Annotated in this window: 16 protein-coding genes and 1 riboswitch; of the genes, 13 read left to right on the top strand and 3 right to left on the bottom strand. The window is 44.6% G+C overall.

Annotated features, from left to right (window positions below):
- Positions 1–50 precede the first annotated feature (50 nt).
- From AWB54_RS06115 to AWB54_RS06170, 12 genes are all read left to right on the top strand, one after another.
- The gene (locus AWB54_RS06115) at positions 51–1,463 is read left to right on the top strand and encodes a C1 family peptidase (protein WP_160328915.1); all 1,413 of its coding nucleotides are present in this window, start codon (positions 51–53) and stop codon (positions 1,461–1,463) included.
- A gap of 328 nt (positions 1,464–1,791) precedes the next feature.
- Positions 1,792–2,352 carry a DUF502 domain-containing protein gene (locus AWB54_RS06120; protein WP_061213728.1) on the top strand — a complete coding sequence of 187 codons (561 nt, stop codon included), beginning with the start codon at positions 1,792–1,794 and terminating at the stop codon, positions 2,350–2,352.
- A gap of 299 nt (positions 2,353–2,651) precedes the next feature.
- Positions 2,652–4,742 carry a [Fe-Fe] hydrogenase large subunit C-terminal domain-containing protein gene (locus AWB54_RS06125; RefSeq protein WP_061213729.1) on the top strand — a complete coding sequence of 697 codons (2,091 nt, stop codon included), beginning with the start codon at positions 2,652–2,654 and terminating at the stop codon, positions 4,740–4,742.
- A 14-nt stretch (positions 4,743–4,756) separates the two neighbouring features.
- Positions 4,757–5,854, top strand: a complete 1,098-nt coding sequence (locus AWB54_RS06130; protein WP_061213730.1) for an HD domain-containing phosphohydrolase — start codon at positions 4,757–4,759, stop codon at positions 5,852–5,854.
- A 76-nt stretch (positions 5,855–5,930) separates the two neighbouring features.
- Positions 5,931–6,114: riboswitch (cobalamin riboswitch) on the top strand.
- A gap of 245 nt (positions 6,115–6,359) precedes the next feature.
- Positions 6,360–8,627 (top strand): S-layer homology domain-containing protein, encoded by a 2,268-nt coding sequence (locus tag AWB54_RS06135; RefSeq protein ID WP_061213731.1) that lies wholly within the window; start codon positions 6,360–6,362, stop codon positions 8,625–8,627.
- A gap of 45 nt (positions 8,628–8,672) precedes the next feature.
- Entirely contained in the window at positions 8,673–9,308 is a 636-nt protein-coding gene (locus AWB54_RS06140; RefSeq protein ID WP_061213732.1) for a DUF4430 domain-containing protein, read from the top strand.
- Between the two features lie 3 nt (positions 9,309–9,311).
- On the top strand, positions 9,312–10,238 hold the full coding sequence (locus AWB54_RS06145; RefSeq protein WP_061213733.1) for an energy-coupling factor transporter transmembrane component T family protein: 927 nt from the start codon (positions 9,312–9,314) through the stop codon (positions 10,236–10,238).
- Positions 10,235–11,950: an ABC transporter ATP-binding protein gene (locus tag AWB54_RS06150; protein WP_061213734.1), complete on the top strand. Its 1,716-nt coding sequence runs from the start codon at positions 10,235–10,237 to the stop codon at positions 11,948–11,950. The genes AWB54_RS06145 and AWB54_RS06150 overlap by 4 nt, the downstream gene beginning before the upstream one ends.
- An 18-nt stretch (positions 11,951–11,968) precedes the next feature.
- Positions 11,969–12,661, top strand: a complete 693-nt coding sequence (locus tag AWB54_RS06155; protein ID WP_061213735.1) for an ECF transporter S component — start codon at positions 11,969–11,971, stop codon at positions 12,659–12,661.
- Between the two features lie 184 nt (positions 12,662–12,845).
- Positions 12,846–15,074 carry a formate C-acetyltransferase gene (gene pflB / locus AWB54_RS06160; RefSeq protein ID WP_153014674.1) on the top strand — a complete coding sequence of 743 codons (2,229 nt, stop codon included), beginning with the start codon at positions 12,846–12,848 and terminating at the stop codon, positions 15,072–15,074.
- 20 nt (positions 15,075–15,094) lie between these two features.
- Positions 15,095–15,835, top strand: coding sequence for a pyruvate formate-lyase-activating protein (gene pflA, locus AWB54_RS06165; protein ID WP_061213737.1), 741 nt, complete (start codon positions 15,095–15,097; stop codon positions 15,833–15,835).
- A 90-nt stretch (positions 15,836–15,925) separates the two neighbouring features.
- Positions 15,926–16,777, top strand: a complete 852-nt coding sequence (locus AWB54_RS06170) for a DegV family protein (protein ID WP_061213738.1) — start codon at positions 15,926–15,928, stop codon at positions 16,775–16,777.
- A 24-nt stretch (positions 16,778–16,801) separates the two neighbouring features.
- Here the strand turns inward: AWB54_RS06170 and AWB54_RS06175 are convergent, their stop codons facing one another.
- The 3 genes from AWB54_RS06175 to AWB54_RS15270 all read right to left on the bottom strand — a co-directional run bounded on the left by AWB54_RS06175 (position 16,802) and on the right by AWB54_RS15270 (position 19,695).
- Positions 16,802–17,761: a cation diffusion facilitator family transporter gene (locus tag AWB54_RS06175; RefSeq protein WP_061213739.1), complete on the bottom strand. Its 960-nt coding sequence runs from the start codon at positions 17,759–17,761 to the stop codon at positions 16,802–16,804.
- 255 nt (positions 17,762–18,016) lie between these two features.
- Positions 18,017–18,883 (bottom strand): Gmad2 immunoglobulin-like domain-containing protein, encoded by an 867-nt coding sequence (locus AWB54_RS06180; RefSeq protein ID WP_061213740.1) that lies wholly within the window; start codon positions 18,881–18,883, stop codon positions 18,017–18,019.
- A gap of 338 nt (positions 18,884–19,221) precedes the next feature.
- Positions 19,222–19,695: a helix-turn-helix domain-containing protein gene (locus tag AWB54_RS15270; RefSeq protein ID WP_082736051.1), complete on the bottom strand. Its 474-nt coding sequence runs from the start codon at positions 19,693–19,695 to the stop codon at positions 19,222–19,224.
- Positions 19,696–20,234: 539 nt separating this feature from the next.
- Between AWB54_RS15270 and AWB54_RS06190 the strand changes: the two genes are divergently transcribed.
- Entirely contained in the window at positions 20,235–20,789 is a 555-nt protein-coding gene (locus AWB54_RS06190; protein WP_061213741.1) for an HD-GYP domain-containing protein, read from the top strand.
- The last annotated feature ends 214 nt before the right edge of the window (positions 20,790–21,003 follow it).

The raw sequence follows: 21,003 nt of genomic DNA on the forward strand, positions 1-21,003 counted from the left end.
TTAGAAGCGCTGACAGATATTAAAACCTTTGAGAAGAAAGGATGAAAAAATTGAAAAAAAGGAGAAAAATCAAGCTTTTTAAAGCACGTCTGGCCAAAAGAAATCCTATATTCGAGCAACAACGAAATAAAATAAGCCCAACAAGTTCGAAAAAAGTTCTGACAGGGCAATACCAGCCTGGTTTTATTCCTCATCCCCTGAACCTCTCCCATCTAAAAGGACAGAAAATCTTTCCCGAAACCAGGCTTCTACGTTTATCTTCCTCTTATGATTTACGTAAAGAAGGAAGACTTACCCCGGTTAAAGACCAGGGGCCTGCTGGTACCTGTTGGGCTTTTGCTACTTATGGGTCCCTGGAATCATGTTTACTCCCCGATCAGGAATTCGATTTCTCGGAAAATAATATGAAGAACCTCTTGAGTGAGAATTGTCCTGCTGGCTATGACCGGGGTCCCCGGGATGGGGGAAATCAATTTATGTCTATGGCTTACTTAAACCGCTGGGATGGACCGGTATTGGAAAAAGAAGATCCCTATGACCCTTTCGATGACGGCCCTTGCACCCAATTTTCCCCGCAAAAACATATTCAAAATGTAATCTTTATTCCTGATCGCAAGGACGCTGCAGACAATCAAAACATCAAAGAGGCTATAAGTAAATATGGCGCCGTGTTCAGCGGCATGTATTATGAGGATCAATACTACAATCCTGATAAGTCAAGCTATTATTTCCCCAGCTACAGTTTTTCCAACCATGCTGTTTGCCTGGTTGGTTGGGATGATAATTATGACCGGAAAAACTTCAATCCAGAACCCCCCAAAAATGGTGCCTTTATAGTCAGAAATAGTTGGGGAACTTCCTGGGGAGATGATGGCTATTTTTACATTTCCTATTATGATACTGGAATCGGAAGCGATAATGCCGTATATTACAACGCCGAGTCTCCCACAAAATATAATATTATTTATCAATACGACCCTCTGGGTTGGATTGCTTCCGTTGGGTACCGCGGTTCAACCGCCTGGTTTGCCAATATTTTTACGGCCAGTTCAAAGCAACAGGAATTACTTGCTGTAGGCTGGTATGTTGGGGGAGTTTCCGCCACCTATCAAGTCCTGGTTTATACTGATCCTGCCGCCAACAATCCGAGAAACGGAAAAATTGCCAAGAATGTGAGCGGTACAATTACTTATCCCGGATATTTTACTCGTTCCTTTACCAAACCGGTAGCTTTAAAAGCAGGTCAGAAATTTTCTGTTGTAGTAAAACTAAGTACTCCGGGATATAATTTTCCTATACCGCTGGAAATGCCGGTTGATGGCTATACCAGTAAAGCGGTGGCAAATAAGGGACAAAGTTTTATGAGTAAAAGTGGAACTAATTGGGAGGATATTACAAATTCATGGGAAAACAGCAATGCCTGTCTCAAAGCATATGTTGCCAACAAGAGTTCCGATGCTTAAAACAGAAGGGAGTTAGCGCAAAGCTTTAAGCCAAGATGAGAAAGCTATAGTGCAGCATATCTAGCAGCTCAAAGGGTAGCGATCCGGCACTCAGTATAATGACCTTATTGAGGAAAGGTTAATACTTTTTGAGTGCCGAGTGCAATCCGTAGGCAAGAAATGTTTACAGTGGAGCCAATAATGAATATTTTCACACTCCTTTTTATTCCATAACATGTTAATATATTAATAAGGAAAGTGAGGAGTAACTTTCATCAGACGCTAATGTCCTCAGGGCATGGGGGGTTAGTAAGGAAAGTGTAAATAATTATGGAGGACTAAATATAATATGAACCGGCTTGCTCGCTATTTTTTAAATGGTTTGCTTTTTATAGTACCTATTTTTCTCACAATTTATATTATCTATTTTATGTTTACAAAAATTGACAGACTCCTGCAAATTCCCTTGCCTGGTATCGGGATTATTCCGGGGGTTGGTTTTGTGGTAACCATTTTGATTATAACTTTAACTGGTGTACTAGTATCCAACTTGATTACGAGAAGGTTTATGTCCCTTATGGACAGGCTATTTAACCGACTTCCTTTGGTAAAAATTCTCTACTCTTCGATCAAAGACCTCATAAACGCCTTTCTAGGAGAAAAGAAGACTTTCAACCAGCCGGTTTTAGTTACAATTATTCCGGATAGTAATGCTTCAGCTTTAGGATTCGTAACTTCAGAATCACTTCAACACTTGGGCGTGGATGATATGGTGGCAGTATACTTCCCCCAATCATATAATTTTGCTGGCAATCTATTGCTCTTTCCTCGGAAGCAGGTAACGCCTATTGATGCCAGCAGCTCGGAAGTAATGACTTTTATCGTTTCCGGTGGTGTAGCCAAAAGCTAAATACAGGAAATAAGTCCCTGCACCACGGGACTAAAGCAGGTTTTTTTCTGTGATAAAAGGTAATCGTTGGTTTTTGTAGAATTAGGTTTAAAAAAGGTCGGTTTTGATGGAAAGGGGGGAATCTTGTATTTTAAAGGAACCATTCCCCAATTTGGCTATTAACCCGATAAATGGGTTAAGACTCTCTGGAACGGAACAGCAGGGAGAGAATTAAGAATAGGGGGAGAGATTTATGCCGTTGTCTTATATGTAGAAAAAAATAGAATAAAAATGGTTTCTTAAGATAATACAAGGAGTTTATGAACAGTTTCATAGAAGTAATAGGCATTAAAGAAGAGAACTGTATCAACTGCCACCAGTGTATTGCGGTTTGCCCGGTTAAAATTTGCAGTGACGGAAGTGGGGATGTAGTAAAATTCCATAACCATCTCTGTATAGGATGCGGTCGCTGTATAGAGGCTTGTATCAAAAGTCACGGAGGTAATGTTGAGAAAAGTGCCCGCTTTCCCATTGATGACGCCGATGATTTTTTAAATGATTTAGATAGCAGCGAAGTAATAGCTCTGGTCGCTCCCTCAGCCCAGGCTAATTTTAACCTAAAGAAGCTAATAAGCGCTCTTAAACTTTTGGGAGTTAAGGCAGTTTATGATGTTTCACTGGGAGCAGAAATTTCCATTTACTCTTATCATGAGGCTATCGAATCCGGTAAGGCTAAGCTCCCCCTGATAGCCCAGCCTTGCCCGGCCATAGTCAAATATATAGAGCTAAATCACCCGGCTTTGATTCCCTACCTGGCTCCAGTAGGCAGCCCGGTGCACAATATTGCTGTCTATGCTAAAACCCTGCACCCACAAGCGAAGTTGGCCTTTATTTCCCCCTGCCTGGCCAAGAAAGGGGAATTTCATGATAGTCAAAGCGTTGAATACAATGTAATATTTCAATCACTAACTCGAATATTAGCTGAAAAGGATATTAATATCGACTTGCTTGAGGAAAGTGACTTTGATAATTACATCTCCGCTGGAATTGCGACCAATTTTTCTACTCCCGGGGGACTGAAGGAATCCTACCTTTTCCATTACCCGGAAACGCTGCCCAGCAGCATCTCCAAAATTGAAGGTTCTCTGGTTTTTGAAAAATACCTTAAAGATCTGGAAACGGCCATAAAGGAGGGACAAGCTGATCTTCCCCTGATTATTGATATTCTGGCCTGTGAAAAAGGCTGTAATATAGGAGCCGGTTGCATCAACCAGGGGCGATCCATTACCCAAATTGAAAGAGCTGTTAACCGCCGAATGGAAATTAGCAGCAGCGAGGCGGAAAAAACTAAAGAATTAAAGGAATTTCTTGGTAAAATCACACAGGATTTAGACTTTTCTTACATCTTCTATCAAGATCTGTCTGCTAATAGCGATATTATTATACCCAGTGAACTGCAATTACAGCAGGTATATAAGCGTATGTATAAGGAAGAAGCCAAGGATTTCCGCAACTGCCTGGCCTGTGGCTACAATTCCTGCTTGCAAATGGCGGTTGCAGTATTTAATGGTTTGAACAAGGCGGAGAATTGCCATCTCTATCAAGAAAAAGAATTATTAAGGGAGCAGGAAATCCTCAATAATATGGTCGATGAACTGGCTACTCTTAATTCTAAACTGGAAGAAGAAATGGCGGAAAGAAAACAGCAAGAGCAGTTGCTGGTACAAAACTCCAAACTAGCAGCTATGGGGGAAATGATAGGAATGATTGCCCACCAATGGCGGCAACCGTTATCCTCAATAAGCACCCTGGCAGGAAATCTCAAAATTTACCTGGATCTCGATATGTATGAAAAGAAACAATTCCTCTCTTTGCTTGAAGAGATCAACCACCATGCCCAGTATTTATCCAGTACCATAAACGATTTTCGGCACTTTTTTAAGCCGGACAATCCTGAGGATACGGTATATCTTAATGTCGTAATTGACAATACCCTGGGCATAATCGGTAAATCATTGGAGTATAAAAATGTCCAGTTAAATATTAACACCTCTTTTTCCCAACCTATTTTAACTTATCCCAATGAGCTTATGCAGGTATTTCTTAATATCCTTAAAAATGCCTCAGATGCCTTTGTTGATAATGAAACCAGCTATCCCCGGATACAGATAAATGGTTATGAAAAAAACAACTATCAAATAGTAGAAATTATTGATAATGCCGGTGGAATCCCCGAACGAATACTTAATAAAATATTTGATCCCTATTTTTCCACAAAGGGTCCCGGAATTGGAACCGGGCTAGGACTCTATATGTCAAAAACCATAGTAGAAGAACATTGTGAGGGAGAACTCATTGCCCGTAATACGCAAGAGGGAGCTTGCTTTACCCTCAAGTTTCCACTTCGCTAACGGGAGGTTTAGAAATGACCATCGATGTTAAGGAGTTGAAGGAGAGAGCTCAAGGAATCAGGGTTTTATATGTTGAAGATGACAAAGAGCTGCGGGAAAACACCGCCCGCCTCCTGGCTACATTTTTTAGCAGTATTGATACGGCCAGTAATGGACAGGAGGGTTTGGAAAAGTACAACGGGAACTGTTACGACTTGATTATTACCGATATTAACATGCCGATAATGAATGGGGTTAAAATGGCCGCCCAGATCAAGGCAGGCAATAAAAAAGAGATAATAATAGTTATATCAGCCCATGACGAAGCCCGGTATCTTCTCGAACTTATTAACCTTGGCGTGGACTATTTTGTTCTTAAACCCCTGGATATCAATCAGTTCTTAACCGCTCTTGACAAGGCCGTTAGTTTAGTCCATTTTTACAAAATGGAAGCAGACTACAAGAGAGCTCTGGAGGAAACCGTAGAGAAAAGAACCCGGGAGTTATCCGAAGCCCTGACCATAGTGCAGGAACTGACAACCGAAGTCGTTTACCGCCTTACTGCCGCTGCCGAACTAAGGGATTCTGATACTGGACTGCATAATAAGAGATTGGGTTTGTATGCCAGGAGGTTGGCGGAAACCCTGAAGCTACCAGCGGATTTTGTTGAGTCCATTGCCTTTGCCGCTCCGCTGCATGATATAGGTAAAATAGGGATTTGGGATAATATTTTGTTAAAACCAGGTGCTCTGGATGCGGAGGAGTTTGAAATAATGAAAACTCACACTACAACTGGTGCCAGCATCCTGGCCCGGTCAAAGTATGAAAAAATTAGAATGACCGAATCTATTGCCCTTACCCATCATGAAAGATGGGACGGTTCAGGTTATCCCAATGGTTTAAAAGGAGAAGAGATACCTTTAGAAGGCCGTATTGTAGCCATATGTGACCAGTATGATGCCTTGCGCAGCAAAAGACCTTATAAACCAGCCTTCAGTCATTTCCGTACTATGCAGATTATAACCAAGGGTGATGAGCGAACGCGCCCGGAATACTTTGATCCCAAAGTGTTGCAGGCCTTTATCGAGATTGCTGATGAATTTGATGGGATATTCACTTCCAACCAGGACTAGGGAGAGTGAATGGTTTCTGAAAGCTTGAATTAAGAACAAGCTTCAATTAAGATATAATAATGATAATACAAGATATAAATTGAGCGTTATGCCAGGTGTTCGAGCTTGCTCGGATGAAAAGGGAAAGCGGTGAGAATCCGCTGCAGCCCCCGCTACTGTGAGTGTGATGCGTTGCTTGTATAGCCACTGGTATAAACCGGGAAGGCCAGCAGTTGCAAATGAACACGAGCCAGGAGACCTGCCTGGGATAGAAAACCATTATATCCTTCGGAGGGAAGGGAGGGGTTTTTATAGGCGCGAATTCAGCTCGTTTTTGCTTATATTCGCCTACCCATCTTCCTTTTTTAAGGAAGATTTTTTATTTTTTAAGAGAATGTTGACTCCACTGCAAAAAACCCTTTTTGTTGCATAAGGGCACTTTTCATCGGTGGTTGTAGCTGGCCCCCGGCCATAGGGGGTTCTAATGACAGTTTGCTTGTGGGAAAATATATGAGGAGGGAAAACGGTGATAAGAAGATTTAACTCGCCCCTTTTAATTCTGCTAAGTATAATATGCCTTTGCTGCTCGACCCTGTTCTTCCCGGCTTCTGCCGAAGCGACAGTAGATTTAGATACTTTGGCCAAGAAGGCCGTACAGTACAATTATTCCAGCTACCGGCAGGGTCAGGCCCTGGATGGCTTTGATGCCTGGGTACTGGGAAAGGCTGGAGCTCAGGTTTCCGGTTGGGTATATGATGGTAGCAATATTCAAACAACTTTATTGGCAACAATGGAGGAAATCCTGACAGATCCCGATAAAAAGACCGCCGATTATTTTGGTAATCCTGCCTATTCCTATTCATCCAAGCAGATAGCCCAATTAAACCTCCTGGCCCGGAGTTGGGGAGAAGATGAAAAAGCCGATGCCTTGCTCCGAGTTTTACAGAACAGGCAGAATACAACTTTAAATGGGTCCATCGATAACAACCCTTTTGGTGATATATCGGCCTTTGAATATTTAGCTCTTTCCGGTGATTTGACCCGGATGAACAGCAGTTCAGCCATTGACTACATTATTAATAACAGCGACCCTAATACCGGAGCCTGGACCTCGTCGTGGAACGATGTAATGGCAACTACTCAGGCCATAAGAAGCCTTAAATGCTTGGAAGCATCAACAGGTGAAAAGACTGCTGAGATTAATGCCGCTATAAATAAAGCTCTTAACTGGTTGTCAGCTTTGCAAAAGGATGATGGCAGTTTCCAGGATAGCGGTGGTTTTGATGATCCGTTGATAGATAGTGTGGAAGTGTTGCTGACCTTAAAGACGCTGGATATCGATCCGGCAAGCTGGAGCAGTCAGGAAGGAAAAACCATACTTGATTACCTGCATAATGAAGCTTTAAATACTGATGGCAGCCTGGGAACCTCCAAGAACAAAACTGACGCAACCTGGGTCTTGAATGCCTGCCTATCCCTGGGGGTGCAGATACCGGCCGATACTCCTCTGGGGCTCTCTATCACCCCGGCAACAGCCAGCGTTGAGAAAAATGGCACAATAGCATTCAGTGCTTTATTAAAGCTTTTCAATGGTGAGCAGAACGATATTAGTAGAAGCGTAAATTGGTTGGTTGCTGACAATAATATAGCCAGTATCGATGGGGGTCTGGCCCGGGGATTATATGAGGGACAGACAACGGTTACAGCTACCTCAAATGATTATGAAGCTTCCGCAAGTCTTACGGTCAGGCCCCGAAGCGGGGGAGGAGAAGGAGAATCCAAGAGTAGCGATCTGGTAGTAAATATTGCCGTAGTAGGCAAAAACGGGACCCTATTATTTGGCCCCAGCTCCATTAGTATATCTACCGGGGATAGATTTGGATTAACGGCTATGGGGGCTTTAAATAAAACCGGTTTGAGATGGAGCTTTTCTGATCGATGGGAAGGGCTTATTGTTGAAATAGCCGGAGAGCAAAACCAGGGTATGAGTGGTTGGATGTATTCAGTTAACGCCAGAGTTCCTGGCGTATTGGCCAGTGAACAGACTGTGTCCGATGGAGACCGGATTATATTTTGGTACAGCCAGGATGCTTCCGCCAGCAGCCCGGAATGGGACCGTCTGGGCAGCGGCCAAATCTATAATCCAGAGGTGAAAGAAAAGCTTCCAGATAAGCAGAAGGTGCTGCCAGAGATTAAGCCCGAATTGGACAAGCAAGTACCAACTCCTGCAGCCAGGGGATTTTTCAGTGATGTGGATGATAGCCTGGCCTGGGCTCGGGATGCTATTGAAATACTGGCGGGCAGGGGGATAATACAGGGGCGGGGAGAGCATTTTGACCCCCTGGCTCCGGTAACTCGGGCCGAGTTTATAACTTTAATTGCCCGGGCGTTGGGAAAGAATACCGTTGATTATCAGGGAATTATGCCCCAAGATGTGAGCCAATCTGATTGGTTTTACCCGTCTTTGCAGTATTGCCTGCAAGAAGGGATAATTTCCGGATATCCCGATGGTAGTTTTCGGGCCGGGGATTCAATTAGCCGCCAGGAAATGGCCTGTATTTTGTATCGTCTAATGAAGGATAAGCAAAATAATAATCTGCCGGCTTCAATTTTGGGAGATCAAGACAGTATAGCTCCCTGGGCTATTCCGGCTGTTAAGTTCGTAGTAGCGGAGAAATTAATGCTGGGTTACGAGGATGGCAGCTTTCGGGCCGGGCAGCCCTGCAGCCGCGCAGAAGCAGCCGTGATTTTATTCCGTTATTTGCACAGCATCGAAGCTGCTCCATTAAAATGAATATATCAATAGAACCGCCCCATGATATAGTGATGGAGGTTTATGATGAAAAGGAACTTTTCGATATATTTACTATTGTTTTTGTTGCTGTTCCTCATAGCTGGCTGCCATAGCAGCGACGGCATTAATAAGCAGGGGGAGAGTTCCGGCTCTTCCAGCTATAAAGCCAGCGTAGAGCCGGGGCAGGAAAAGCTAAAAGCGGATGATACTGGCTCTGCCGCTTCCACAAGTGTCAAGGGCAAGGGACAGGGAAACATTGCTCCGGCCCCGTTGGAGGTTTCTTCCTCTACGCTGCAGGAGACTCCCGAAGCTATGGGCGGCAACAAAACCCCAGTTCTGCCGGAGCCGGGGCCTGCTGATAATAAAGCCCAGCTGCGATTGCTGGTTACCCAGGACAATGGTGAAGAGGTGATTTTTGACCAGGAAGTGGAATTAGCCCAGGATGCGACAGTAATGGATATTTTAAAAGCCCATTTGGAGGTCAGCAGCAGTTACGGCGGTGAGTTTGTCGAAGGCATCAATGGTCTGAAATCGAAGCGTGCCGGCCTAGGCCAGGAACCGGAAGACTGGTTTTATTATATCAACGGTACTTCGGCCAATGTGGGTGCCGCATCTTACCGCCCGGCTCCGGGGGATGTGGTATGGTGGGATTATCATAGTTGGAGTTCAGGGGGAAGATAGCCAATGAATGAAACTATGCTCTCATACCGGGTGAAGGATAATCTGATTCATAGCCTCCATCCTTTAACCACCCTGAGTTATGTATTAGTAATAACGATTCTATCCCTCATATTCTATCACCCGATTTACCTGGCAGCTTTACTGCTGCCCGCAGCTTTAGTTATAGTTTCCTCTGGTCACTACAAGGAATGGAGCATTTATCTAAAGCTTAGTGTAAGCTTGATTATTCTAATCGCGGTTTTGAATATGGTTTTTTCGCGGGAAGGGGAAACGATATTATTTACCCTACAGCTTTTGCCCGGGATGGCTCCACTCGATTTAAGCCTGGAAGCTCTTGCTTTTGCTGCTGGAATGGGTCTGCGCCTGCTGGTTATTATAACGGCCTTTTGCCTTTATTCGCAGGCGATAGATCCTGACCGCATACTGCGAGCAGTCGCGGGATTGGGGAAGGGGAAAACAGTTCTGGCCATTATCTTAGCCACCCGCCTTTTTCCCCAGTTTTTGAGGGATTATAGGCGAATCATGGAAATCTCTCAATGTCGTGGAGTTGACCCTTATCACGGTAACTTGTGGCAAAGAACCGGCCGGTTAAAACCAGTCATATCGGTTCTGTTTTCATCTTCTCTGGAGCAGGCGCTGGAATTGGCGGAATCAATGTATGCCCGGGGATACGGCAGCGGAGAACGCAGCCAAAGACAGGCTGATTTATGGCATCCCCGCGACTTCCTGATTTTGCTGGCGCTGATAATTGCTTTCTTCTGTGGAATACTGGCCTATGGGCAAGGGTGGACTGCCTTTAATTATTATCCTCGTCTAAGCTGGGAATTCTCGGGCAGCAGCATCTTAACCCTGATGACTTTAAGCTTGGCCATCCCATCCGTCTTGAATTGGGGGTGTAAACGTTCCAACAGCTTCTTATCCAAGATTTGAGTTACTCCTATCCAGATGAAAAAGAACCCGCTCTGAAGAAAATTAACCTTACTCTAAATGAAGGTGAATTTGTTTTACTTTCGGGAGTTTCCGGCTGTGGAAAGACCACTTTGCTCCGGGCTATAGCTGGTCTGGTTCCGGATTTTCATGGAGGTCACCTGGCAGGTGCCATTTACCTGGATAGAATTCCCTTAACCAGGATTCCCCATCGCCAGCGCCTGCTGAAAACAGGCATCGTATTTCAAGAAGCCGAACGGCAATTGCTTATGAATACGGTTGAGGCGGAAATTGCCTTTGCCCTGGAAAACCTGGGTTTTCCCCCGGCCCTGATTAAGCGGCGGATAATGGAAGTGGCAGCCGCTCTGGACTTGACGGATTGTCTGCCGCAGGCTACAGCCACTTTATCGGGGGGACAGAAACAGAAGGTTGTTTTGGCATCGATTTTAGCCTGGGAACCGGAAATCCTGCTGCTGGATGAACCCACTTCCCAACTCGATCCGGTGGCGGCGGAACAGATTTTGAACAGCATACGCCGTCTTAACGAAGATAGCGGCTTGACCGTAATTTTGGCTGAACAACGGCTGGAAAGGTGCTTTCATTTAGCGGATAGAGTACTGGTGATGAAAAATGGAGCCATAGCTTGTGATGAGCAGAGCTTTGATAAACTATCCCACTGGGCCGTTAAAAATGAGACTTCCTGCCTTCCTCCGGTAGCGCGCTTATTTGCTGGCTGTGCTTTCTCGAAAATACCGGCCAGCATAAAGGAGGGCCGGGGTGTCTTAAGAAGCCTGGCTCCCCAGGGTGACTTCTCCCCTTCATTCTCCGCGGCATCCCCTGGCTTGGGGAATAAGCTCGATGCAGAGAGGAGTTTTGAACAGCCGGTAGTGGAAGTGGAGAAGGTCTGGTTCCGCTACCCGGAAGGAAAGGAAGTACTGAAAGATATCTCCTTTAACTTGAAAGCGGGCGAGTTCGCTGTGCTTATGGGGCCGAATGGAGCCGGAAAGAGTACTATCCTTAAAAACCTTAACGGCCTATTGCGCCCGGGCCGGGGTAAGATTAAGATTTGCGGCCGCGACAGCAAAGGGGTTCCGGTAGCGGAACTGGCCAATAGCATAGCCTACCTCTCGCAAAATCCGGATGATTATCTTTTTTTACCTACCGTACGGGAGGAAGTAAAATTCAGCTTGCAGTATTTGGCGGGGAAGGACGATATTGATAGCCGTAGCGACCAGGTCTTGCAGCGCTTTGGTCTCTGCAGGCTGGCGCAGCTCAACCCGCGCGATCTCAGCAGCGGTGAGCGGCAGAAGGTGGCTTTGGCAGCAGTATTGGCCAGCGAACCCCGGGTTTTACTTCTGGATGAACCGACCCGCGGCCTGGACTATCGTCATAAAGAAGAACTGGGGCGTATCCTTCTTGAAATGCAGGCTGAGGGTACGGCTATTCTTATGGTCAGCCATGATGTGGAGTTTGTGGCTGAATACGCTGCTAAGGTGATTTTTATAACAGACGGTTCTTTGCTGTGCTCCGGCAGTAAATATGATATGCTCAGCTCCTCTACATTTTATTCTCCGCAAGTCACTAAAGTATTTCGGGGTATCGCTCAGGGAATCGTCACTCTGGAGCAGGCGCAAGAACTTTTGCAGCGCATTCTCTATCACCGCCAGGAGGCTATTCCAAGGCTAGCTGGTAATGCTGGAACCGGGGAAAAATAAGGGTAGGAGATAAGGATTATGCAGTTAAGAATATCCCTCATATCCCTGGGTTTACTGGGGTTATTGCTCTTGCTTAGCATCTGGCCGGGAAGAAGTTTGGGAAACTGGAATTGGGGCTTGCTGGCAGCCACCATCCTGACCGTTGCCCTGGCCGGGTTTTTCTGGCAATTTGAGAGACGGCGGAACAGCATAGTGCAATTATCTTTTATTGCCACCATATCATCACTGGCCGCCCTATCCCGCGTAGCTTTTGTTCCTATTGCCGGTTTGCAGCCGGCAAGCTTTATAATTATGATTAGCGGCTATGTCTTTGGCAGCCAGACCGGTTTCCTGGTCGGAGCTATAACCGCCCTGGTATCGAACTTTTTTTTAGGGCAGGGGCCATGGACACCCTGGCAGATGTTGGCCTGGGGTATATGCGGGCTATTGGCCGGCTGCCTGGGGCAGGCTTTATCCGCATTTCGCCTGCTGCCCTTTGTTTTTCTATGTACTTTTTCTGCCTTCCTCTTCGGCTGGATTACTAACATCTCCTATTGGAGCAGCTTCGTTCATCCTCTGAACTGGTCCAGCTACCTGGGCAGCTGCATCGCCAGCTTTCCTTTCGATCTTATTCACGCAGCCGGCAATCTGGCTTTTTCACTTCTTTTTGGCACTCACTTCTATCAACTGCTTTTTCGCTTCCAAAGAAAGATGTCAGGATACAGCAAATAGCCCAGGTTACTTTTCGGATAGTAAGCAAATAGGGCTCACTCCTCACTTTCCTTACTAACCGCCCATCTGACAAGCATTCCGTCTTCTGATTTCCGCCTTCTGTCTTCCGTCTCCCGACGACTTAGGTTAAAAAGCGGGAAAGTATCAAATAATAAGGCTAATTCAATCCCTGGAGGTGGGTATATTGCAGGCTGCATGGAGCGGTTTTAAAGCGGGTAGATGGATGCATGAAATAGATGTAAGGGACTTTATCCAAAAAAACTATAGCCCCTATGATGGCGATAGTGGTTTTTTGACTGGCCCGGGAGAAAAAACATCTTTGCTCTGGAGGAAATGCCAGGATTTATTACAGAAGGAAAGGGAATCCCAAGGGGTTTTGCTGGTGGATGCGGATACTCCCATAAGCATCACCAGTCACCCCCCCGGCTATATTAACCGAGAACTGGAGAAGATTGTCGGATTACAAACGGATAAAGCCTTAAAACGAGCTATCAACATTTACGGTGGTTTGAGAACGACCCTTAACGCTTGCCGGGCATATGGTTATGAACCGGATAAGAAGCTTCGGGAGTTTTTTGAAAAACATCGCCGTACCCATAATGATGGAGTATTTGCGGTCTATACTCCGGAAATGCGCCTGGCGCGAAAGGTGGGGATAATTACCGGTCTGCCAGACTCTTATGGCCGGGGCCGGATAATTGGCGACTATCGCCGGGTAAGCCTTTACGGAGTAGACTTTCTTATTAAAGCCAAAGAAAATGATCGCGACTGGCTTAATCGCAGAATGACTACTGAGTCTATACAACTCAGGGAAGATATGGCGGGACAGATTAAATCCCTGCAAGACCTTAAGCTAATGGCTAAATCGTATGATTATGATATTTCCCGACCGGCTTCCACTGCGGCTGAAACAGTGCAGCATCTCTACTTTGCCTACCTGGCCGCAGTTAAGGAACAAAACGGAGCAGCCATGAGCCTGGGGCGGGTATCTACCTTTCTGGACATCTATCTGGAACGGGACTTGCGTTCCGGGAGGATTACGGAGAACGAGGCCCAGGAACTGATTGATCAATTGGTGATAAAACTACGACTGGTTCGACACTTGCGCACCCTCGAGTACAGTGAGATATTTGCCGGTGATCCGAACTGGGTCACGGAATCACTGGGCGGCTCTGGTACGGACGGGAGGCATCTGGTTTGCAAAACTTCTTATCGCTTTCTACAGACCTTGAAAAATTTAGGAGCGGCGCCTGAACCTAATATGACTATTTTATGGTCGCGCAATCTTCCTCGCAAGTTTTTAGAGTTCTGTGCCAAGCTGTCTATCTCTACCTCTGCTCTCCAGTACGAGAATGACGATCTGATGCGTGACTACTATGGTGATGACTACGGTATCGCTTGCTGTGTATCGGCTATGCGCCTGGGGAAGGAGACTCAGCTTTTTGGCGCCCGCTGCAACCTGGCCAAACTTTTGCTCTATGCCATAAATGGGGGTAAGGACGAGATAAGCGGCCAACAGGTAGGGGTGGAAATGTCGGTTTATGACGGAGATAAATTGGAATTTGACGAAGTTATGAGACGATTCAAGATTCAGATGGAATGGTTGGCCGAGCTTTATGTTAATACCATGAATCTTATTCATTATATGCACGACAAGTATGCTTTTGAATATATGCAAATGGCCTTGCACAATACTTTTGTTAAACACTTTATGGCTTTTGGCATAGCCGGTTTATCAGTAGCAGCTGATTCTCTAAGTGCTATAAAATATGCCAGGGTAAGGCCCATCAAAGACGAAAGGGGATTGGTCAGTGATTTTGCCATAGAAGGTGAATTCCCCAAGTTTGGTAATGACGATGACCGGGTTGACCTGCTGGCGGTGGAAATAATCCATACCTTTATACACCAGCTTAAGCGCCATCCCGCCTATAGAAATGCCCAGCATACTTTGTCCATATTAACCATAACCTCTAATGTAATGTATGGGAAACATACCGGAACCACTCCGGATGGACGAAAAAAAGGCGAACCCCTGGCTCCCGGTGCCAACCCCCTGCATGGTAGGGAAGAAAAGGGAGCCATAGCCGCCTGCAACTCGGTAGCGAAATTACCCTATGAAGATGCCCGGGACGGCATTTCCTTCACCTTCTCCACCGTCCCCGAAGCTCTCGGCAAAAGTGAGGAGGAAAGAGTGAATAATCTTCTGGCTCTGCTTGAAGGTTATTTTGTTCAGGATGCTCATCATATGAATGTAAATGTTCTTAATGTAGAAACATTGAAGGAAGCTATGGAGCACCCGGAAAAATACCCGGATCTGACCATAAGGGTTTCTGGTTATGCAGTGCATTTTACCCGGTTAAACCGGGAGCAACAGGAAGAGATAATTATGCGTACCTTCTATCGCCGAATGTAGTTGAAGGTGGGTACGGCTCCATGATAGGCAGAATTCACTCCATTGATACCTTCAGCACCCTGGACGGGCCCGGAATTAGAACCGTGGTCTTTATGCAGGGCTGTCACCTGCGCTGCAAATACTGTCACAATCCCGACACCTGGGAATTGAAAAGCCTTTCTGCTCAGGAATATAGTCCTGAAGAATTAATGGAAGTCATAAGAAGAAGCAAACCTTATTTTATCGCTTCCGGGGGAGGACTTACCTTCTCCGGCGGTGAGCCCCTGCTGCATGATGATTTTATAAAGGCAGTTTTCCTTCTTTGCCGGGAAGAAAATATTTCTACCGCTATCGATACCTCCCTTTATGTCAAGCCCGCAGCGTTGTTAACAGTTTTGCCGCTGACCGACCTGGTGCTGGCGGATATAAAACATATCAGCGAAGAAAAAAGCCGCTGCCTGACCGGAATGAGCAATAGTCTTAACTTGAGCAACCTCAAACTAATCAACTCGCATCATATACCCATTTGGATTCGCTATGTGATAATTCCTGCCTGGACCGATGCGAGGGAAGATCTTGAAGAAATGGCGGCTTTTGTTGGGCGGCTTGAACAAGTCGAACGCATTGACCTTTTGCCTTACCACTCCCTGGGAAAACATAAATGGGATTTGCTGGGCTTAAACTACGAATTAAACGGGGTAACTGCTCCCAGCCCGGAGGCTTTGGAACAGCTTAAGAACATCATATCCGCCATTAGCGGAAAACCGGTTTATTTGAAATAGATGTTTCCGTTTCTAAAAGTTCCCCTTATGCTCAGGGTGTAGTAGAATCAATGCTAACGAATAATATGAAAACAACAGGAGGCAGTTGGGGTGAGCGTTAAAATTTTTACTGATAGCACTTCATACATAAGTAAAGAAATGCAAGAAGAACTGGATATTGAAATCATTCCTTTAACTGTGCATTTCTCCGATGAGTCCTTTATTGAGACAGAAGTAGACTACGATTATTTTTATCAGAAAATAGAGAAAACCGGGGAGATTCCGACATCTTCCCAACCTCCGCCGGGGCAATTCTTTGCAGCTTTTAAAAAGGCACTATCTCATGGAGATCATATTGTAGGCATTTTTATATCTTCAACCATGAGTGGAACCTGGGCTACAGCCCTGAATGTTAAAAAGCAGCTTATGGAACAATATCCTGGAGCCAGGATGGAGATTATTGATTCTCATACCAATTGTATGGCCCTGGGGCTTCAGGTTGTGGAGGCCGCCCGGGTCGCCAAGGCCGGGGGCAATATAGATGCTGTGGTAAAAGCGGCCCAATACATCCATGACCGGGTACATTTCTACTTTGTCCCAGAAACCCTGGAGTATTTGCGCAAAGGGGGACGAATAGGTACAGCCTCCGCTCTTCTCGGTACCCTTTTGAACATCCGGCCCATTCTAACGGTAGATATGGCAAAAGGTATGACCCATTTGCTGGAGAAGGCCCGAGGCACCTCCAATGCAGTTAAGCGAATGCTGCGTCTAATGGAAGAAGATCATAAAAAATATGGGTTGAAGGAAATCATGGTCCACCATATCAATGCCCCGGAAAGAGCCTGGCAGTTAAGGCAAACCCTTATCGACCGCTATGCTTTACCCGTAAGCATACTTTCTATCGGCCCGGTAATAGGATTGCACACAGGACTGGGCACAATAGGTATGGTCTATGTGGCATGAAGTAGAGAGGGAATTCCTCCTGCTTTAGTTTTGCGCCTCATTATCTATCCAATCAACATGAACCGTTGTTGAGGTAGTGTAGAGGTACTGGTTTATGCTTACTTCAACTACATCGGCAATGGCGTGAGCCTTGACCACGGACAATCCTTGATCCACCTCAATGTGCAGGGAAACCACTTTATTAGCCCCGTAATCATGCACACTGGTATCATGAACCGCGATTACTCCAGGTACCTTCAGGGCTAACTGATTAACCCGCTTTACCTGCTCCTCATCATACTCTCCGATAATCTTGGAGCAGGATTCGCGGAAAATTTCGATACCCGTCCAAACAATCAAGGCCGACACAGCAAAGCCCAGTACAGCATCTACCCAATAGTAGCCAAATTTAGAGGCTAAGATGGCAATAGCTACTAACACTGAAGCTATGGCATCAGTTCGGTGGTGCCAGGCATCAGCTATAAGGGTGGAGGAAGAAATTCTCTGCCCCAGGTCGATGGAAAAACGGGACATCCACTCTTTAAACAAGCCGGCAACCAGCATAACGGCAACTACAAAGTAGCTTCCTGCTACCGGGGTATTGGCCATGAGCCTTTTATAAGAATCAAAACCAAATTTTATTCCCACTGCTACCAGCAGCAAAGAAATAACCAGGGTGGCAATAAATTCAATACGGCCGTGGCCATGAGGATGCTCCTCATCCGCAGGTAAAGCGGCCAGTTTAAATCCAATAATTACTACCAGCGAGGTCAGTACATCAGAAGCGGTATGAACCGCGTCCGCAATCAGAGAAATACTGTTTACCAATATCCCCATGATGAACTTTATAATTGCCAAAACAATATTGCCGATAATGCTGACCCAGGCTTCCAGATAAGCTATCTTCCTTCTCTGTTCAGGATTTTCAATATTTGTTTCGGCATAAGTATCCTTAAGGGTTTTGCTTATTAAGAAGTCAGATATAGAAGACGTGAACTTATCCAAATATATCACCTTCCCAAAAAGAAATAATTTAAGGTAAAAAAATTACCGTAGACTCTTACTTTTAATAATAGTCCCACGGTAATTTCCGCTGCCCTTTGGGGCCCGGCTCAAGGCCTGACCAGATTTCTTAAGTTGCTCCCAACATTCTATCAAAAATACTTATATTAAGCAAGGGTGATTTTAATACAAAAAAACCTTATTAGGATATATGATTGACATAATATGACACAAGCGAGTTTTTGAAATATGTCATAATTATTTCCACTTTACCGGGATGATTACCTTATCCTGTTCACTGCCATCTTTCATACTCAACCAAAAGACTTCAATTTGACCTTGACCTGGACCGGGAGCTTTAAAGGCGATTTCTTTTTGAAATATTCCACGACCGGGAGCACCCTCACTGGCAGCGGTATAATCTTGCACCAGGGTTTTACCCTGGGCATCCTTTATGCGAATACTCACCATGGCTTCAAATACGCGGGCACTACCGCTGATCTCTACCGGGCTGCTGATAGTCTCTCCAGGAGTTGGAGAGCTTACCCAAATAACCGGCTCATATACCACAGCCAGATTGCGGCTAAATGGCTGTTCTGATAAACCGATGTGCCCCCACCAATCTATGGCTTTTTCCACCTGACCATCCACCATAAAGGAAACCTTTTGAATATCGGGAAACTCCGTAAGGGTGTTAACAATACTGGCTATTCCCAGCGCTTCACCACTTGCACCGACATTGGCCTTAAGCACCTCTGGGGAGAAGTTAACGGTAGCCAGCCCCTTATCAATTTTGATTCCCAAAACTTTTGTATCCGGGGGTAAAACTCGATTAGCTCCGGGAGTAAGCGGCTTGCCCTTGATTAATTCGTTTAGGGCAAGTTGGGGAAGGTTTGAGCTTTTCTTAATTTGATGTACTTCTCGCACCAGATAGGCATCATCATTAGTCATCTTGAGATAATAAACAGCAACATCGGCCGTTTTAGCAACCGGTGTTGATGGAGCCGGCTTTTCCTTATGGTCTTTATCACCTGGTACTTTACCCGTTTGCTGACCGCAGCCGGAAGGCAACCATAACAACAGCAAAATCAGTATAAGGGCAGGGGCTTTTCTAAGAAGCTTCATATAAACCTCCATCTCGCCGCAAAAGCGGCGATACAAATAGTAATAAAAAAGTATTTTTCACGCTATTACCTCCAGATTTATCTTTTGCATATAATTATCTTATTTATACTTTATAAATAATTTATCCATAAAAGGCCGATTTCCTTCTATTATTAGAACAAAATATAACGAGGTGAGATATGTCCCCCGCTAAGCGGTCGCCTATAACAAAACAGGCGGCGGGTTCTAATACCCCGCCTCGTTGCAGCGGTGTGTTGAAACTGCTCCGCAGCTTCTTCCGATGCTTAAATATATCATTACTATGCTTCTTATCTGGTTTCATTGTTTTTCGTTTATTGCTATATCCTATCAGCGGAGATTGCGTCTGTCTCTACTAGTGCTTGACGAATGTGTAAATATCGCAAGAACATATATAATTCCAACATTGATTTTTCGTCCAATCCCATTATCATTTCCGCTATTATTTGTGGGGATTCTGTGCGTTTTTGCAGTTCCTGAAATTTCTCGTTGCTGATCTGGTTTAAAATAGTAATACATGCTTCGGGATTCTCTGTCTGCTCTAATAATTTTTTGGTTTTATCAGGAATAGCTTGAGGAAAATCAGTCATTCCAACAAGGTAATCCAGCGTAACCTCAAAAAAACCTGCAAGGGCTACAAGTGTATCCAGTGCAGGCATAGATGTGCCTTTTTCAAATTGAGTAATCGCAGCATGACTTTTCAGACCAATGGCTTTAGCCAAGCTTCGTGTTGATATACCTTGCATTTTCCGAAGTTCCTTTAATCTTTTTGAAAATTTACCTTTATTCAGCATAATTCTCCTTGACGTTTAGCACAACTAACCTTATAATCAAAAAAAGTATACTAATACTATCCAATGTGATTATATTAATCAAAAACAGGCTTAATAATATATGGATAATCAATCTGAAATAGTAGAATAAAATCATTATGACAATATTTAACTTAGTTTATGACATTTTGTTAGAAACATAATTCGTATCCAATAAAGAGCGCTAAATATTATTAGCACAGTTTGGTTAGCTACAGTGCAGTCAAATTTAAAGCACAGAAAATTGTGGTTCACTTGGAAAGCGAGTTGGGTAGCGTGATAACCAGGTAACCATATTTTCTATGGTTAAATCTTAATTTGAAAGTAATCTTTTTAGTCATATTAGCAATTTCCGTTACAATGTGCAATTATACGCAAGTACCTTTACTTTCATAACATTTTGACTCAGTTCCATTGGGAGGAAGTCTTTTAATGATTTATTATTACTGATAATCACTGTTTCGTGATTCTCACAATAAACTCCCTAACTGTACTAGATTTTCATATTGGGGTAGGGGACTATGGATAGAACATGGCAACCGCTAAAACTGCTAAAAAGAATTCACTATGATACCTACTTGCATAGCCTTAGAGTCGCCATGTTAGCCTATAATATTGGAAAAGAGATTGCTCTAAGCACTTCTGAATTAGATCTATTGCATATGTCTGCCCTACTACATGATATTGGAAAAGTGAAACTAGGCAATAGTATTTTAGATAAGCCAGGAAAATTGAACCCGGAAGAATGGAACGAAATAGAAAGACATCCGCTTTATGGTGCAAACATCTTGGTTCATGACTATGAGATAATGTCAAACGATGTAATAGAAGGAGTATATAGTCACCATGAGTCTTTTAACGGCGATGGCTATCCACGCGGCCTTAAAGGGGAATCCATATCAATTTATGGAAGGGTTATTGCTATTGCCGATGCACTGGATGCCATGACAACCAGACGTATATATAAAACCCATACCTTAGGTTTTAATGAAGCGATTAATGAGGTTTTTCTGTGTGAAGGAACACAGTTTGACCCATATATATGTAAAAAAGTCAAGGGATTATCCCATGTGTGATTAATAATTTATCCCTTATTCCCTCGGACATTCCCTCCTCGAATCAGGAACTTATTACCCCTCGCCATAAATACGCATACCCACTTCCACTGGTCATTTGATGAGCAATTATAACGAGGTGAAATATTGTCCCCCGCTGAGCGGCCGCCTATTCACAAAACAGGCGACGGGTTCTAATCCCCACCTCGTTGCAGCGGTGTGTTGAAACCGCAAT

This window comes from Syntrophomonas wolfei subsp. methylbutyratica, assembly GCF_001570625.1.
Classification (GTDB): domain Bacteria; phylum Bacillota; class Syntrophomonadia; order Syntrophomonadales; family Syntrophomonadaceae; genus Syntrophomonas; species Syntrophomonas methylbutyratica.